Origin of the sequence: Nocardia sp. NPDC057668 (genome assembly GCF_042799795.1) — a bacterium.
Taxonomy (GTDB): domain Bacteria; phylum Actinomycetota; class Actinomycetes; order Mycobacteriales; family Mycobacteriaceae; genus Nocardia.
Genome location: NZ_JBHVIC010000007.1, coordinates 271192 through 287049 on the forward strand (window position 1 = coordinate 271192; position 15858 = coordinate 287049).

At 69.9% G+C, this 15858-nt stretch carries 15 protein-coding genes; 8 read left to right on the forward strand and 7 right to left on the reverse strand.

Annotated elements, in window-relative coordinates; genetic code table 11:
• Window positions 1-82: 82 nt before the first annotated feature.
• Window positions 83-1315, forward strand: coding sequence for a cytochrome P450 (locus ACFVBH_RS34525; protein WP_354988405.1), 1233 nt, complete (start codon window positions 83-85; stop codon window positions 1313-1315).
• 84 nt (window positions 1316-1399) lie between these two features.
• Window positions 1400-1864, forward strand: a complete 465-nt coding sequence (locus tag ACFVBH_RS34530; protein WP_379008743.1) for a glutathione peroxidase — start codon at window positions 1400-1402, stop codon at window positions 1862-1864.
• A 127-nt stretch (window positions 1865-1991) separates the two neighbouring features.
• Here the strand turns inward: ACFVBH_RS34530 and ACFVBH_RS34535 are convergent, their stop codons facing one another.
• Entirely contained in the window at window positions 1992-2564 is a 573-nt protein-coding gene (locus tag ACFVBH_RS34535) for a TetR family transcriptional regulator (protein WP_354988416.1), read from the reverse strand.
• Window positions 2565-2703: 139 nt separating this feature from the next.
• Here ACFVBH_RS34535 and ACFVBH_RS34540 point away from each other — a divergent pair, with 139 nt between their 5' ends.
• Window positions 2704-3357: a class I SAM-dependent methyltransferase gene (locus ACFVBH_RS34540; protein WP_354988403.1), complete on the forward strand. Its 654-nt coding sequence runs from the start codon at window positions 2704-2706 to the stop codon at window positions 3355-3357.
• A gap of 67 nt (window positions 3358-3424) precedes the next feature.
• Here ACFVBH_RS34540 and ACFVBH_RS34545 read toward each other — a convergent pair whose 3' ends face one another.
• From ACFVBH_RS34545 to ACFVBH_RS34570, 6 genes are all read right to left on the reverse strand, one after another.
• A complete protein-coding gene (locus tag ACFVBH_RS34545) occupies window positions 3425-4603 on the reverse strand; it encodes a hypothetical protein (protein ID WP_354988402.1) in 1179 nt (392 codons plus the stop codon).
• A gap of 254 nt (window positions 4604-4857) precedes the next feature.
• Window positions 4858-5934: a prenyltransferase gene (locus tag ACFVBH_RS34550; RefSeq protein WP_379008225.1), complete on the reverse strand. Its 1077-nt coding sequence runs from the start codon at window positions 5932-5934 to the stop codon at window positions 4858-4860.
• Window positions 5921-6652, reverse strand: coding sequence for a methyltransferase domain-containing protein (locus ACFVBH_RS34555; protein WP_354988400.1), 732 nt, complete (start codon window positions 6650-6652; stop codon window positions 5921-5923). Before ACFVBH_RS34555 ends, ACFVBH_RS34550 begins: the two co-directional genes overlap by 14 nt.
• Window positions 6646-7929 carry a glycosyltransferase family 4 protein gene (locus ACFVBH_RS34560; RefSeq protein ID WP_379008228.1) on the reverse strand — a complete coding sequence of 428 codons (1284 nt, stop codon included), beginning with the start codon at window positions 7927-7929 and terminating at the stop codon, window positions 6646-6648. Before ACFVBH_RS34560 ends, ACFVBH_RS34555 begins: the two co-directional genes overlap by 7 nt.
• A 66-nt stretch (window positions 7930-7995) precedes the next feature.
• Entirely contained in the window at window positions 7996-8853 is an 858-nt protein-coding gene (locus ACFVBH_RS34565) for an LLM class F420-dependent oxidoreductase (protein ID WP_354988398.1), read from the reverse strand.
• A gap of 15 nt (window positions 8854-8868) precedes the next feature.
• Entirely contained in the window at window positions 8869-10341 is a 1473-nt protein-coding gene (locus ACFVBH_RS34570; RefSeq protein WP_354988397.1) for an FAD-dependent oxidoreductase, read from the reverse strand.
• 276 nt (window positions 10342-10617) lie between these two features.
• Between ACFVBH_RS34570 and ACFVBH_RS34575 the strand changes: the two genes are divergently transcribed.
• The 5 genes from ACFVBH_RS34575 to ACFVBH_RS34595 are packed head-to-tail and all read left to right on the forward strand — an operon-like array spanning window position 10618 to window position 15768.
• Complete coding sequence (locus tag ACFVBH_RS34575; RefSeq protein ID WP_379008232.1) at window positions 10618-11820, forward strand: cytochrome P450; 1203 nt, start codon at window positions 10618-10620, stop codon at window positions 11818-11820.
• Complete coding sequence (locus ACFVBH_RS34580) at window positions 11820-12620, forward strand: SDR family oxidoreductase (RefSeq protein ID WP_354988395.1); 801 nt, start codon at window positions 11820-11822, stop codon at window positions 12618-12620. The genes ACFVBH_RS34575 and ACFVBH_RS34580 overlap by 1 nt, the downstream gene beginning before the upstream one ends.
• Entirely contained in the window at window positions 12620-12823 is a 204-nt protein-coding gene (locus tag ACFVBH_RS34585; RefSeq protein WP_354988394.1) for a ferredoxin, read from the forward strand. Before ACFVBH_RS34580 ends, ACFVBH_RS34585 begins: the two co-directional genes overlap by 1 nt.
• A 10-nt stretch (window positions 12824-12833) precedes the next feature.
• Entirely contained in the window at window positions 12834-14129 is a 1296-nt protein-coding gene (locus ACFVBH_RS34590; protein WP_379008236.1) for a hypothetical protein, read from the forward strand.
• A gap of 34 nt (window positions 14130-14163) precedes the next feature.
• On the forward strand, window positions 14164-15768 hold the full coding sequence (locus tag ACFVBH_RS34595) for an acyl-CoA synthetase (protein ID WP_354988392.1): 1605 nt from the start codon (window positions 14164-14166) through the stop codon (window positions 15766-15768).
• Window positions 15769-15858 lie beyond the last annotated feature (90 nt).

The following is a 15858-nucleotide window of genomic DNA, read 5'->3' on the forward strand; positions in this document are numbered from 1 at the left end:
ACGTCACGATGCGCGTGGTTCAATCACTGTGAAACACGTTACAATTTCGTGCGCATTGCGGCAAGATGCCCGAGGAGGAACAGTGTCTGTTCCATCGCTACCGGCCGGCTTCGATTTCACCGATCCCGCACTCTGGGCCGATCACAGCCCCGTCGAGGAGTTCGCGGCCCTGCGGCGCACCGCGCCGGTCTGGTGGAACGCCCAGACCCCCGAACAGGCGGCCCCCTTCGACGATTCCGGTTACTGGGCGATCACCAGGCACGAGGACGTGAAGGAGATATCGCGCCGGCCGGACATCTGGTCCTCGCACGAAAAGGGCGCGATCATTCGAATGCCCGCGGATTCGCTACCCGAACAGCTGCAGCTGTCGCGGAATGCGTTGCTGGTCAATATGGATCCGCCCAAGCACACCAAGATTCGGCGAATCATCTCGCAGGGTTTCACCCCGCGCGCGGTCGAGGGATTGCGCCGCGCGCTCACCGAGCGCGCCGCGGCCATCGTGGCCGAGGCGAAATCGGCCGGCGGCGGTGATTTCGTGGAGCAGGTCGCCTCGGAACTGCCGTTGCAGGCCATCGCCGAATTGCTCGGGGTGCCGCAGCACGATCGGCACAAGCTCTTCGCCTGGTCGAATCAGCTGCTGAACTACGACGATCCGGAGTTCGCCGGGGCGAACATGACCGCCAACGCCGAACTGCTCGGCTATGCCTACAACCTGGCCGAACAGCGCCGGGCCCGGCCCATGGACGATATCGTCACCCAGCTCGTCACCGCCGACATCGACGGCGAGGCCCTGGGTTCGGACGAATTCGGATTCTTCGTCATCCTGCTCTCGGTGGCGGGCAACGAAACCACCCGCAACGCGATCACGCACGGCATGAAGGCCTTCGTCGACCATCCCGAGCAGTGGGCGCTCTATCGCGAACGCCGACCGCGCACCGCGCCGGACGAGATCGTGCGCTGGGCGACCCCGGTCACCTCGTTCCAGCGCACCGCGCTGTGCGACACCGAACTGGGCGGGCAGCGCATTCGCGCCGGGGACCGGGCCGGATTGTTCTACAGCTCCGCCAATTTCGACGAGGCGGTGTTCGCCGACCCGTTCACCTTCGATGTGCTGCGTGATCCCAATCCGCATGTCGGATTCGGCGGCACCGGCGCGCATTTCTGCGTCGGCGCGAATCTCGCGCGGCTGGAGATCGACCTCATGTTCAATGCCATCGCCGACGTCATGCCCGAACTGCGCGAGGTCGCGCCGCCGGAACGACTGCGGGCGGGCTGGATCAACGGGATCAAGCATTGGCGGGTGCACTACGGCTGAGCGCCCGCTCGCGACGGCGGAACCGGTGTGGTCACCGAACTCGTTCTACTATTCGTTCTCGTGACCAATCTTCGCGAAATTCCATTGCGCACACTGTCCGACAAGCCCACCACGCTGGCCGAGTTGGCCGGTGACAAGGTCGTGCTGCTGGTCAACGTGGCCTCCAAGTGCGGACTGACCCCGCAGTACACCGGCCTGGTCGAACTGCAGCACGCCTACGGCGGCCGCGGTTTCACCGTCGTCGGGGTACCCAGCAATCAGTTCCTCGGCCAGGAGCCCGGCACCGCCGAGGAGATCGCCGAATTCTGCTCCACCACCTACGGCGTCGACTTCCCGCTGCTGGAGAAGACCGAGGTCAACGGTGAGGGGCGGCACCCGCTGTACACCGAGCTGACCGCCGCCGCCGATGCCGAGGGCGCCGCGGGGGACGTGCAGTGGAACTTCGAGAAGTTCCTCATCGGGCGCGACGGCGCGGTGCTGGCGCGCATTCGCCCGCGCACCGAGCCCAAGGACCCGAGCGTCGTCGCGGCCATCGAAGCGGCGCTCTGAGCCGATCGCTTCGAGTCGATCGCTTCGAGTCGATTTCGCCCGCCGGACGGCGCGCTCGTAACGCGCTGTCCGGCGGAAACTCTCGCACGCCCGGCGCGAACGCGCGGACCTCGCGTCCGGCCGGGACTCAGCCGGCCAGGATGCGCGCGCCGGCCTGTTCGAGCCGCTCCGCGATCTCCGCGTACGAGGCGTAGCCCATGCCCGCGCGCACCAGCGCGCCCGCGTAGAGCAGTTCCAGCGTCTCCACGATCTCCATGTCCGGCGCGCCGCCGAGGGCGTCGATGAGCCGGCGGCGGATCTCGTTGCCGATGCGCAGGCGCAGGTGCGCCACGTCCGGGTCGGTGCCCAGCAGCGCACTGGTGACCGCGCCCGCCAGCGCCGGTTCGTCGGCGACGAGCATGGCGATCTGCCGCAGCACCGCCAGGGTGCGCGCGGTGCTGTCCTCCTCGGTTCCATCCGGGGCCGGGGTCGCGGCCAGGCGTCGCCAGAACATCTCGGCGACCAGGTGTTCCTTGGAGGAGAAGTAGGTGTAGGCGGTGGCCGTGCCGACCCCGGCGGCCGCGGCCACCATGCGCACGGTGAGCCCGGCGAAACCCTCGCGGGCGAGCACGTCCATGGCGGCCCGGGTGAGGCGGTCGACGGTATCGGCCTGTTTCTCGGTGAGCCGGCGCCGGGTCGCCTCCATGCTGACAGGTTCCATGTTCACGGCCTCCATGTTCGCCGACTACCGGGCGGAAGGGTAATCAGACACGTGTCCGGATGCTATTATCGGGCAGCTCGCCGGGCAACCCGCTGATGTGTGTTGCGCATCGATCCGGTTGTCCCAGAAAGGTTTTCGAATGACGCAGGCCGAAACATCCGCCGCGACCGGCGAATTGCTCACCTTCGCGGACGAGGCGCGCGGATTCATGCCGCCGCACGAGGGCCGGGCGCTCTACGAAGCCGCCCGCGCCTACGCCGGGGACGGTGTGATCCTGGAGATCGGCACGTACTGCGGCAAATCCGCCGTCTATCTGGGCGCGGCCGCCCGCGAGACCGGGGCCGTCGTGTACACCGTCGATCACCACGGTGGTTCGGAGGAGCATCAGCCGGGCTGGGAGTACCACGACACCACCCTCGTCGATCCCGAGACCGGGGTCTTCGACACGGTGACGGAGTTCCGCCGCACCATCGTCCGCGCCGGGCTGACCGACACGGTCGTCGGCGTGATCGGCTCCTCGGCGACGGTCGCCCGGACCTGGCGCACCCCGCTGCGCCTGCTGTTCATCGACGGCGGGCACACCGAGGAAGCGGCCCAGCGCGACTACGACAACTGGGCGCACTGGGTGGCGGGCGGCGGACTGCTGGCCATTCACGACGTGTTCCCCGACCCGGCCGACGGCGGGCAGGCGCCGTACAACATCTATCGCCGGGCCATGGACAGCGGGAAGTTCCGCGAGCTCTCGGTCACCGGTTCGCTGCGCATCCTGCAGCGCACCGCCGCCTGCAACTGATCGCGGTGCGCCCGCGGGTGTGAGGTTGCTGCCGGCAGCCGGGCCGATCGGCTTCGCCGCCGCGGAATCACATGCGCACGCGGCGTTTTCGCTCGGGGTGCGGGCGCATGGCGTCGAGGTGGGCCAGGGTCGGGGGCGGGAACAGCTGGCGGGGGAAGCTCTGCGACAGGGTGCTGTCGATGCGCACGACGCTGTCGAGCACGGCCACATTCCCGAGCCAGTCGTAGCGGAAGCGGGTGCGGCTGGGGCCGATGTGGATGTCGAAGGCGTCGGGACCGAAGCGGGTGGCCATGCTCGTTCCCGGGGGCATGTCGCGTTCGAGATCCGCCGTCACGCGGCGAATCGTGTAGCGGGAGCGCAGCATCTGCGCCGGAACGAGCACCGCGATGACGCCGAGCGCGATGGCGACCGCGGTCCAGCCGCGCAGGAACCACAGCAGCGGCAGATACGGCGCCGCCACGATGAGCAGCAGACCGCGCAGGCCGAGGGAGTTCTCCTTCTCGAGGGTCTCCGCGATGCGCCGCGCGGTGCCGGGCCGGACCGTGAAGGTGGCGGTGGGACCGTCGAGCGGGGGGATGGGCGGCAGCGGCGGGCGGGGCAGGGTGGCCTGGTCGGGAGCGCCTGCGGACACCATCTCGAGCAGGTCGATCACCTCCTGCGGGAACAACTCTCGCGGATAGGCGTGCAGCAGATCGTCCCGGGTGAACAGCACCGTGCGATCGTCGACGCGCAACCGTGAGATGCCCGCGTACCGCACTCGCCGATGATGACCGTCGCCGATCTGCACGTCGAACGATTCGGGTCCGAAACGGGTGGCCATGACGGTGCCGGGCCCGGCCAGGGTCCGCCAGAACGCCTCGGACTCGGCGCGCCGCCGCTTGCGGCCCGGGAGCCGCCACCACAGCAGCACGCACAGCGCCAGCCCGATTCCCGCGCCGATCCAGCCCCACAGCGTGGCCAGGAAAAGGCATGCCACCGTGAGGATTCCGGCCCCGGTGGACCAGCGGGCCAGCCGCCTGGAGGGGTACCCGGCCCCCGCCGCCGCCAGCATCTCGGGCGTGCTCGCGCGGGCGACGTACACCGCGTCCGGATCGACCAGGAAGGGCATCGGCGCCAGCGGCCCGAACTGTTCCGGGTGCACCGCTCCGGCAGCCGATCCCGGGCCACCCGGCCCGTCGTGAAGCGCCGAGGATCTCGAATGCTGCTCGGGCCCCGAGTGTTCCGGCCCGCCGATCACACCACCCACCGCGCGAGCATAACCGCCACCCCCACTCGCGCAGGGCGGGTTTCGCCCCTTGCCGTGCGCGCCCGCACCCACCCCGGCCCGCCGATTGCTCCCGATTCACCAGCCAGCTGCGGTGGCGCCACCCGCGCCACCCGCCCCGCCCCGTCAACCCCTCTGACCACCCGGCGGCCGACACCCGCCGCCGCGGGGGACTTTCGCCGGGCGGTGCCGGAGCGATCCGGCCGGGGCGTCGCGCGGCTCGGCGGGGCAGGGGGTCAGGGGCGGGGGACGGTGGCGGCGCAGTCGCAGGCGCGGGTCGTTCGGGTCGGTGGGGGGAGCAGGTCGCGGAAGATGTTGTTGGCGGGGGTGGTTCGGGACAGGGCGTCGGCGGCCAGCAGCATCGCGGCGGCGGTCCAGGTGGTGCGTTCCTCGGGCCAGCGTTTGCCGTCGGCGAAGACCAGGCCGGTCCAGTAGGAGCCGTCGGTCTCGCGCAGGTGCTGCATGTTCGTGAACAGCGCCAGCGCGCGGCGGTGATCGCCGAGCGCGTCCAGGGCCAGCACCAGTTCGCACGTCTCCGCGCCGGTGACCCACGGCTGGTCCGAGACGCAGCGGATGCCGAGGTCGGTGACGACGAAATCATCCCAGCGGGAGGCGATTCGGTCGTACCCGTCCGGGCCGCGGATCGCGCCGCCCAGGATCGGGTAGTACCAATCCATGGAGTAGCGGTCCTTGTCCAGGAAGGCCTCGGGATGCGCGCGCAGGGCGTGGCCCAGCCGCAGCGCGGCCACCTCCCACTCGGGTTGCGGATCGCGGGCGTGCGCGGCCAGCGCCAGCGCGCAGCGCAGACTGTGGAAGATGCTGGAGCAGCCGGTGAGCAGGGCCTCGCCGGAGGTGCCCGAAGCGCCCACGGACCAGTGGATTTCGCCGAAGTGCCCGAGTTGCGCGCGCAGTACGAAGTCGATGCCCGCGCGCACCACCGGCCACATCTCGTTCGCGAACTCCGCGTCGCCGGTGCTGGTGAGGTAGTGCAGCACCCCGGTGGCGAGATAGGCGCAGAAATTGGTGTCGCTGTCGTGGTTCTCGATCACCCCGGCGCGGAACTGCGTGGGCCAGGAGCCGTCCGCGCGCTGGGTCTTCGCCGACCACAGGTAGGCCGCGCGGGCCTGCTCCCACAGGCCCGCGGTGGTGAGCGCCATGGCGTTCTCGAGGTGATCCCAGGGGTCGGTGTGCCCGCCGGTGAACCACGGCAGCGCGCCGTCGGGTTCCTGGGTGGCGGCGATGGCCTCGGCCGTGGCCAGCGCCTGGCGGGCGCTCAGGACCCCGGGGATCTCGGGTAGGTCAGCGGGCGGCACTGCGGACCGCCGGCTTCGCGAAGTACAGCGCCACGCTCTTGCCGATGAGCGGATCGAGCAGGCGTTCGGCGGTGCGGGTGAGCGCGGGCGCGGACATCATGTCCCACACCAGCATTCGGTGGTAGGCGCTCACCAGCGCGTTCTTGTCGTTGTCCACCCCGACCGCGCATTTGAGCCACCAGTACGGCGCGTGCAGCGCGTGCGCGTGCGAGCTGTGGATGAATCGCACACCCCGCGCGGTGACCATGGCGCGCAGTTCGTCGGCCTTGTAGATGCGCACGTGCCCGCCCTCGTTGGCGTGGTACCTGTCCGAGAGCGCCCAGCAGATGCGCTCGGGCAGCCAGCGCGGCACCGTGATGGCCAGGGAGCCACCGGGTTTGAGCACCCGCACCAGTTCGGCGATGGCCCGCCCGTCCTGCGGTACGTGCTCGAGGATCTCCGAGGCGATGACCACGTCGAATTCGCCCTCGCCGTAGGGCAGGTCGAGCGCGTCGCCGCGCACGGTCTCGGCCTTGGCGTAGTCCGGCGCCTCCCCGACCTCGGCCATCGCGCCGAACATGGTCTCCACCTCGGCCAGATCATCGGCGTTCTGGTCGAAGGCCACCACGTCCGCGCCCCGGCGATACGCCTCGAACGAATGCCGACCGGCCCCGCACCCCACATCGATGACGCGGGTGCCCGGGCCGACGCCCAGGCGATCGAAGTCGACGGTCAGCATGTGTGCGCCTCCTGGGGGCTGGCGGGGCGGATACCGATGGCGGCGATGGCCGGGCGGGATCCGTGACGGGCAATGGCATGTTCGTACACGGACACCGTCTGCGCGGCAACGGCTTCCCAGCTGAAAATGGTGAGCGCCCGGTGGCGTCCGGCGCGGCCCAGCGCATGCCGTCGTTCGGGTGAGTCGAGCAATTCGCCCAGCACCCGGGTCAATTCGCCGACATTGCCGGGTTCCACCAATTCGGCGCAGTCGCCCGTCACCTCCGGCAGCGCCCCGGCCCGGCTGGCCACCAGGGGCGTGCCGCTGGCCATGGCCTCGACCGCCGGGAGCGAGAAGCCCTCGTACATCGAGGGGATGCAGGCGATCTCGGCCGAGGCCAGCAGTTCGGCGAGTTCGGTGTCGGACAGTCCGCCGGCCGCGGTCACGATATCGGCGAGACCGAGTTCGGCGATGAGCTTCTCGGTCGGCCCGTTCGGCTCGAGTCTGGCGACCAGCCGCAGTTCGATCTCGTGTTCCCCGCGCAGCCGCGCGACGGCGTGCAGCAGGTGCGCGATGCCCTTGAGCGGCTTGTCGGCACTGGCCACCGCGACGACGCGGCCGGGCACGCGCGGTACGTCGCGGGGCCGGAACAGGTCGGTGTCCACCCCGAGCGGCACCGTGCGCAGCTGTTCGGGCAGCACCCCGAAGTCGGTCACGATGTCGGCGGCCGAGGACGAGGAGACGGTGATCAGTTCGGGAATCCGCCGGGCCACCCGGCGCTGCATGCCCAGGAACCCGTACCAGCGGCGCAGGAACGGTTTTCGCCGCCACGGCGCGGCCGCGAGATCCACCGCGCGGTCGCGGGTGATGGGATGGTGGATGGTGGCCACCAGCGGCAGGTGCCCGGCGATGTCGAGCAGGCCGGAGCCCAGGCACTGATTGTCGTGCACCACATCGAATTCCGCGGCGCGCTCGCGCAGCACCCGGGCCGCGCGCAGGCTGAAGGTGCGCGGTTCGGGGAAGCCCGCGGTCCACATGGTGGCGAGTTCGAGCAGATCGATCCCGTCCCGGATCTCGCCCGGCGCCGGGGTGCGGAAGGGGTCCTCGTCGCGGTACAGATCCAGGCTCGGCACCTCGGTGAGCCGGACGCGCGGGTCCAGGTGTTCCGGGTACGGCTGTCCCGAGAACACCTCGACCTCGTGCCCGAGTTCCGCCAGGCCCCGGCTCAGGTAGCGCACGTAGACCCCCTGGCCCCCACAGTGGGTCTTGCTGCGGTAGGACAGCAGGGCGATACGCACGTCACAGCCTTTCGGGGGCAGGCGAAACTTACCGGGGGAGAGTGGTATTCGAAGGCGGCGGGTCGCTCAGGCGTCGATGCCGAAGGCTTCGAGTTTGGCCGCCAGTCGATCCAGGTAGGCGAAGACCTCGGCGTCGGATTTCTCCGGCACCCCGTACAGCGCGTCGGTCACCCCGGCCGCGGCCCAGCGGGTCAGCTTCTCCGGGTCGGGCTTGCCGTCCAGTGCCACCACGCGCGGGGTTCCGGTGCGACCGGCTTCCTGCCAGTGCTTGTAGAGCAGCGCCGTGGACGCCTGCACGTCGGATTCGTACGGGGTGGTGATCCAGCCGTCGGCGGACTTCGCGATCCACTTGAAGGTCTTGTCGGTGCCGCCCGCGCCGATCAGCAGCGGGACGTGCGACTGCACCGGCTTGGGCCACGCCCAACTCGGCCCGAAGGACACGAACTCACCGGAGTAGCTCGCCTCCTCCTGGGTCCACAGCGCGCGCATGGCCTCCATGTACTCGCGCAGCGCGGTGCGCCGCTTGTTGCCGGGGATGCCGTGATCGGTGAGCTCGTCGGTGTTCCAGCCGAACCCGGCGCCGACGGTGACCCGGCCGCCGGACAGATGGTCCAGCGTCGCAATGGTTTTGGCGAGGGTGATGGGATCGCTCTCGGTGGGCAGCGCCACCGCGGTGGACAGCTCGATGCTCGAGGTCACCGCCGCCGCGGTGGCCAGGGCCACCCAGGGGTCCAGGGTGCGGGTGTACCGGTCGTCGGGCAGCTCCGCGCCGCCCGTGAGCGGATGCGCCGCTTCACGTTTCACCGGGATGTGGGTGTGCTCGGGCACGAAGAACGAGCGGAACCCGCGCTCCTCGGCCGCCTTGGCCAGCACCGCCGGCGTCATGCCGCGATCGCTGGTGAATTGGACGATGCCGTATCGCATGTAGCGCTTCCTGTCTCAGTTGTTCTTCGCGGCGGCCACGCCCGCGCGCCGGCCGTAGAAGCTGCCGTCACCCAGCGAGCAGCCCGAGGCGTACCCGCCCGCGCAGATGCCCGAGGTGACCCGGCCCGCGGCGAACAGGCCGGGGATCGCGGAGCCGTCCACGTGCAGCACGCGCGAATCCAGGTCGGTGCGCAGGCCGCCGAGGGTGAAGCCGCCGGTGTACCCGCGCAGGTCGTAGGCCCCGAGCGGGCTGCCGATGGGCTTGACCCACTCGGACTTCTTGTGCAGGAACGGATCCTGTCCGTTCGCCGCGTGATGGTTGTACAGGTCGATCGTGCTGGACAGGGTGTGCTCGGGCAGTCCCATCTCGGTCTCGAGCTCGGCGACCGTCTCGGCCACCCAGGTCGGCGCGATGCGCAGGAACGACATGGCGGACAGGGTCTCGAACGCCGCTTCCAGCGCGGTCTCGTCGATGATCAGGTAGGCCTGGTTGTCCTGGTCCTGCAGCACGGCCTGGCCCATCCGCCCGGGATAGGTGTCCTCGGTGACGAAGCGCTGGCCGCGCCCGTTCACCAGGATCCCGCGCACGATCACCTGCGGGTCCGCGATGAGGGCGACCTCGGTGGCGTCCATGTGCGCCACGTCCGCGCCCAGGGCCTGCGCGACCCGGATGCCGATGCCGTCGTGCTCCTCCACGGTGGCGGCGGGGCGGCCGAAGATCTTGGGCGCGAACTGCTCGACCATGTCGTGCGCGTAGGCGAAGCTGCCGGTGGCCAGCACCACGCCGCGCTCGGCGCGCACGTACACCGGCTTGCCGTAGCGGGTGGCGGCCACGCCGACGACGCGACCGGCGTCGTCCACGACGAGCCGGCGCAGGCGCACGTCGTATTCGTGTCGCACGCCCAGCTTTTCGGCCGTCTGGGCGAGCGGCTCCATCAGCATGTAGCCGCCGCCCTTCTCACCCAGCTTCTTGTCCTTGGTCCAGGCGAGGTGACCGCGCGGCGCGGGATCGGCGATGGTGTTGAACGGCGCGGCGTTCTCGCCGCCGGAGAACATCAGGCCCTGGTCGGCCGGCGGCTCGTAGCCGGGCTCGCCCCAGAACTCCTCCTTGAACGGAACACCCTGGGCGACAAGCCAGTTGTAGTGCTCCACGCTGCCCTGGCAGTAGTCGTGGATCTTGGCCTTGTCCACGCCGGGGCCGAGCGCGGCGGTCAGGAACTTCTCCATGTTCTCGGCGGTGTCCTCGAAGCCGAGGGCGCGCTGCAGCGGGGTGCCGCCGCCGAGGTAGATGAAGCCGCCCGACATGGCGGCCGCGCCGCCCCAGCCGCCGGTGCGCTCGAGCACGAGGGTGTCCGCGCCCGAACGCGCGGCCTCGATGGCGGCGCAGGCCCCGGCGACGCCGAAGCCGATCACGACCACATCGGCCGTATGGTCCCAGGTTTCGACCTCGCCGGCGTGCAGCGGTCGTACGGAGGGGGTCTCGGCCATTGTTCTCAGTGTTCCTTACCGATTCACTCGTTTGCCGTGGAAGACACGGCTCCCACGCTGTCCGGACACGTGTACGGAACTATAGGTTCGCGTCCGGAAGGCGCGCAAGAACATGTTTCAGTTCTGGGATCGCCGCGAGCGGGAAGTTTTCGGTTTCCATTGTCAGGCCCCGTCCGCGCCAGTAGTGTACGGACACATGTCCAGCTAGGTGTCTCACGGGTTGGACAGCCTTCATCAGAGTCGATGAACGCGTTATCGAATCGAGGTGCACCAGCCATGACCGCAGCCTCCCTCGAGCCGCTGCTGTTCGACCCGTACGACTACGGCGTCCACGAGGATCCCTACCCCATCTACGAGCGGCTGCGCGCCGAGGCGCCGATCTATCACAATCCGGAGATCGACTTCTGGGCCCTGTCCCGGCACGCCGACGTCGGCGCGGGCTTCCGCGACAACATCCGGCTCTCCAGCGCCAACGGCGTATCGCTGGACCCCGCCGCCTGGGGTCCGCACGCGCATCGCACCATGTCGTTCCTGGCCATGGACGATCCCGCGCATCTGCGCCTGCGCAAACTGGTTTATCAGGGCTTCACCCCCCGCCGGGTCACCGAGATGACCGATCGCATACGCGAGATCACCCTGCAGCACCTCGAACCGGCCTTGGCCGCAGGCGAATTCGACTGGATCGACGACGTCGCGGGCAAGCTGCCCATGGACGTGATCTCCGAACTGCTCGGCGTGCCCGAGGCCGACCGCGCCGAGCTGCGCCGGCAGGCCGACCTGCTGCTGCACCGCGAAGAAGGCGTTCTCGACGTGCCGGTCCCGGCCATGGAGGCCGCGATCTTCCTCATCGGCTATTACGCCGACATGCTGGCCATCCGCCGCAAACAGCGCACCGACGACCTGACCTCGGTGCTGCTGGACGTGGAGGCCGACGGCGACAAGCTCACCGACGACGAGATCCTCGGCTTCATGTTCCTGATGGTCGTGGCGGGCAACGAGACCACCACCAAACTGCTCGGCAACGCCCTGTACTGGGCGGGACGCAATCCCGAGCAGTACGCCAAGGCCGCCGCGAACCCCGAACTGGTGGGGGACTGGGTCGAGGAGACGCTGCGCTACGACGCGTCGAGCCAGATCCTGGCGCGCACCGCGGCGGTCGACCTCGAGTACTACGGCCGGACCCTGCCGCAGGGATCCAAGGTGCTGCTGCTGATCGGCGCGGCCAACCGGGACTCCTCGGCCTTCCACGATCCCGATCGCTTCGACATCGAGCGCGCCGACAAGGGCGGGCTCATCAGCTTCGGCAAGGGCGTGCACTTCTGCCTGGGCGCGCACCTGGCGCGACTGGAGGCGGGAATCGTGTTGCGCGAGTTCACCGATCGGGTCGCGGCCTACGATCTGCGGCCCGGCAGTGAACGGGTGCACTCGGTGAACGTGCGCGGTTTCGCGAAACTGCCCGTGACGGTGGAGGTTCGGTAATGCCACGTTTCGCACCACATCCCGCGCGCCGCCCGGTGCTGATCGCCGGGGCATCCTCCGGGATCGGCGCGGCCACCGCGACCGCGCTGGCCGAACTGGGCTATCCGGTGGCGCTGGGCGCCCGGCGGGTCGAGATCTGCGAGACCCTCGCGGAGAAGATTCGCGCCGACGGGGGCGAGGCGTTCGCGCACCGGCTCGACGTCGGCGACACCGCGTCGGTGCACGAGTTCGTCGAGGCCGCCGAACAGGCGCTCGGCCCTATCGAAGTCGTGGTCTCCGGGGCGGGCGACCTCGAATTCGGGCCGGGCTGGGCCATGGATCCCGCGGTCTTCGAGGACCAGCTGCGGGTGCATCTGGTCGGCGCGCAGCGGCTTGCGCACCGCGTGATCCCCGGCATGATCGAGCGCAGGCGCGGGGATTTCGTGGTCATCGGCTCGGACTGCGCCGACCGGGCCCGGCCGAGCGTCGGCGCGTACAACGCGGCCAAACTCGGGGTCGAGGCGTTCTCGCGGCAGTTGCGGATGGAACTCGAGGGCACCGGCGTGCGCTCGTCCATCGTGCGGCCGGGCCAGACCCAGACCGGCATGGGCATGACGGCCGCACCCGAGGTGGTCGGGCCCATGCTCGAGGAATGGGTGAAGTGGGGCTTCGCCCGGCACCCGTACTTCCTGCGCGCCTCGGACATCGCCGCGGCGGTGGCCGCGGTCGTCGGCACCCCGCGCGGGGCGCACCTGGTGCTGGTCGAGGTTCAGCCCGAAGCGCCGCTGCGCCCGGTCGCCGAGGCCACCGGGGGCGAGTGATGCGACTCGTCGTCGACAGCGACCTGTGCCAGGGCCACGCCGTCTGCCAGGACGAAGCGCCCGAACTCTTCCGCGTGCCCAAACGCGGCACGGTCGAACTGCTGGCCGCCGACCCCGGCGCCGATCTCGCCGCGGCGCGCGCCGCCGTGCGGTACTGCCCCACCGGCGCCCTGTCCCTGCACGAAGACACCCCCGCCGACTGAAGGAATCGCCATGTCCCGGTCCCCCGCCGAACTCGGCGAGATCACCCTGCCGCGCAGCAGATACGACGAGCTCGACCGCGAGCAGCTGGCGATCCTGGTGCCCGAGCTGCTGCTGACCGGGCACCTCATCGATCGCTCCGGCATGGCGCACGCCATCGGCGCGTTCGGCCGCGCGGGCATGACCGAGGTCGCCATCGAGGAATGGCGGCTGGCCAGTCCGATCTACACGCGGCGCATGCGGGCCGCGCTGGGCATCACCGGCGACGGCGTGGAGACCATCTTCAAGGGCTTCCAGCTCGATATCGGTGCGCCGCCGCAGTTCATGGACTTCCGCTACACGGTGCGCGATCACGGGCACGGCGAGTTCAACCTCGCGCACTGCGGCGCGCTCGCCGACGTGGAACCCATGGGCGAGGACTACGTGGTCGGCATGTGCCACCACATCGAGGACCCCACCTTCGACGCCACCGCCTGGGCCACCAACGCCCGGGCGCGGGTGCGGCCGGTGCACCGGCCGCCCCGGGTGCCCGCGGACCGGACACCGGTGTGCGCGTGGACCGTCGAGATCGACCCGGACATCGATCCGATCGAGCTGCCCGCGTCGGCGCGGGTGCTGGAGACCTCGCGCGCCGCCCGGGTGGAACTGGCCGCGATCGACCCCGCCGATCCGGGGCGGCCCGACTACGCGGGCCCGCTGCTGAACGATCTGCGCTTCGGCGACTTCTCCCGCTCGGCGCTGATCCGCATGGCCGACGAGGTGTGCCTGCAACAGCATCTGCTCACCCTCGGCTTCCGGCACGCGGTGGAAGAGCGCGCGGATTCCGCGGCGGCCCTGGCGATCATGCGCAAGCAGTTCGCCGGTATCGCCGGACTCACCGCCGAACGACTGCGCACCGCACTGGGACTCGGCGATGACCTCGCCGCGCTGGCTCGGGTCCTGCGCCTGCATCCGGCGCTCAACCCGTCGGCCTACGTGGATCTCGACCTGCGCACCGTGGAATCCGATGCCGGAGAACAGGTTCTGCACCTGCGGCTGGGGCAGGACTGCGGCGCGATCGCGGACGGGGCCTGGGCGCAACTGCTCACCGCCGACCAGCTCGCGCCGCTCGACGCGCTGGTGCGCGGGGTGAACCCCCGCTTCCATACCCGGGCCGGCGTCGTGCGCGATCGAACCCTGTCCGTCGAAATCGCCCTCGCGGCCGCCCCGTTCAGGGAAGCTACCGAGGTAGCGATCACTCGTTTCAGCACCGGAGCGGCATTCACCTTCACGGATCGGGGCGCACCCCTGCCGCTCACCGTCCTGTAGCTCGACCAGGTGCGCCCGAGGAGTAGTGATACCCGTGGCCAGCAACTTCGCCGACCTCTACGAACACGCCGCCGACGCCGTTCCCGAGCGCCTCGCCGTCATCGAGGGGGAGCGCAGGCGCACCTTCGCCGAACTCGACGCGCGGGCCAACCGGCTCGCGCACCACTTCCTCGACGCCGGCGCCCGCCCGGGCGCGCACATCGGCTTCCATATGCACAACGGCATCGAGACCCTCGAAACGCTGCTGGCCTGCTTCAAGATCCGGGCCGTGCCGATCAACATCAACTATCGATACCGGGCCGAGGAACTGCGCTACGTCTACGACAACGCGGACCTGGAAATGGTGGTGCACCACCGCTGCTACGCCCCGGTCATCGAAGAGGTGCGCCCGCTGTTGCCCACGCTGCGGCACGCGCTGGTCGTGGAGGACGAGCAGGGCGGGACCGGCCTGCCCAGCCGGTCCACCCCGTACGAGTGGGCCATCGAGAACTGTTCCCCCGACCGCGATTTCGACGAGCGCAGCGCCGACGACCTGTTCATCATGTACACCGGCGGCACCACCGGACTGCCCAAGGGCGTCATGTGGCGGCAGGAGGACATGTGGCGCGTCCTGGGCGGCGGCATCGACTTCTACACCGGCGAACCGGTGACCGACGAGTACCAGCAGTCCCGCGCCGCCGTCGAGAATCAGCCCACCCGCTGGTTCGTGCTGCCCCCGCTCATCCACGCCGCCGCCATGATGCCCACCTTCACCGCGCTGTGGTCGGGCAACACCGTGCTGTTCGAACCGCGGTTCGACCCCGAGCGGATCTGGGCGACGGTGGCCCGGGAACAGCCCAACATCATGGTCATCACGGGTGACGCCCTGGCCCGCCCGCTCATCGACGCCTACCGGGCCGCGCCGGTGGACGCCGCCTCGCTGTGGTCCATCGGCTCCGGGGCCGCCCAGCTCACCCAGCCGGTGAAGAACGAACTGCTGGAACTGTTTCCGAGCACCCTGGTGACCGAATCCATCGGCTCCTCCGAAACCGGCTTCGGCGGCATCGGATTCGCGCAGAAGGACGACGACCCGACCCGCGCGCCCCGGGTCAACACCGGCCGCGGCGCGGTCGTGGTGGACGAGCAGGGGCAGCCGGTGGAGCCGGGCCACGAGGGCTGGCTGGCCAAGACCGGCAACGTGCCGATCGGCTACTACAAGGATCCGGTCAAGACCGGCAAGCTCTTCCGCACCGTGGACGGGCGGCGCATGGTCGTCACCGACGATCGGGCGCGCGTCGAGGACGACGGGTCCATCACCCTGATCGGGCGCGGCAACATGGTGATCAACACCGGTGGCGAGAAGGTCTTCCCGGAAGAGGTCGAGTCGGTGCTGAAGGCGCATCCGGCGGTCTACGACGCGGTGGTCATCGGCCTTCCGCACGAGCGCTGGGGGCAGCAGGTCGCCGCGGTGGTGTCGGCGGCCTCGGGTCCGGTGGACATCGCGGCGCTGGCCGAGCACGTGCGCACCCATCTCGCGGGATACAAACTGCCGCGCCGGATCTGGGTGGTCGGCACGGTCGCCCGCACCCCGAGCGGCAAGCCCGACTATCGGGCGGCCAAGGCGCTCGCCGAATCCCGGGACCCCGATCACGAGGTGTGATAACCGGTTCTGGAAGCCGGCGCGACAGTAGGGTCCGGCCATTGGGATACCTGGCCGGAACCTATGGCGTAAGTCACTGCAACCTGTTCT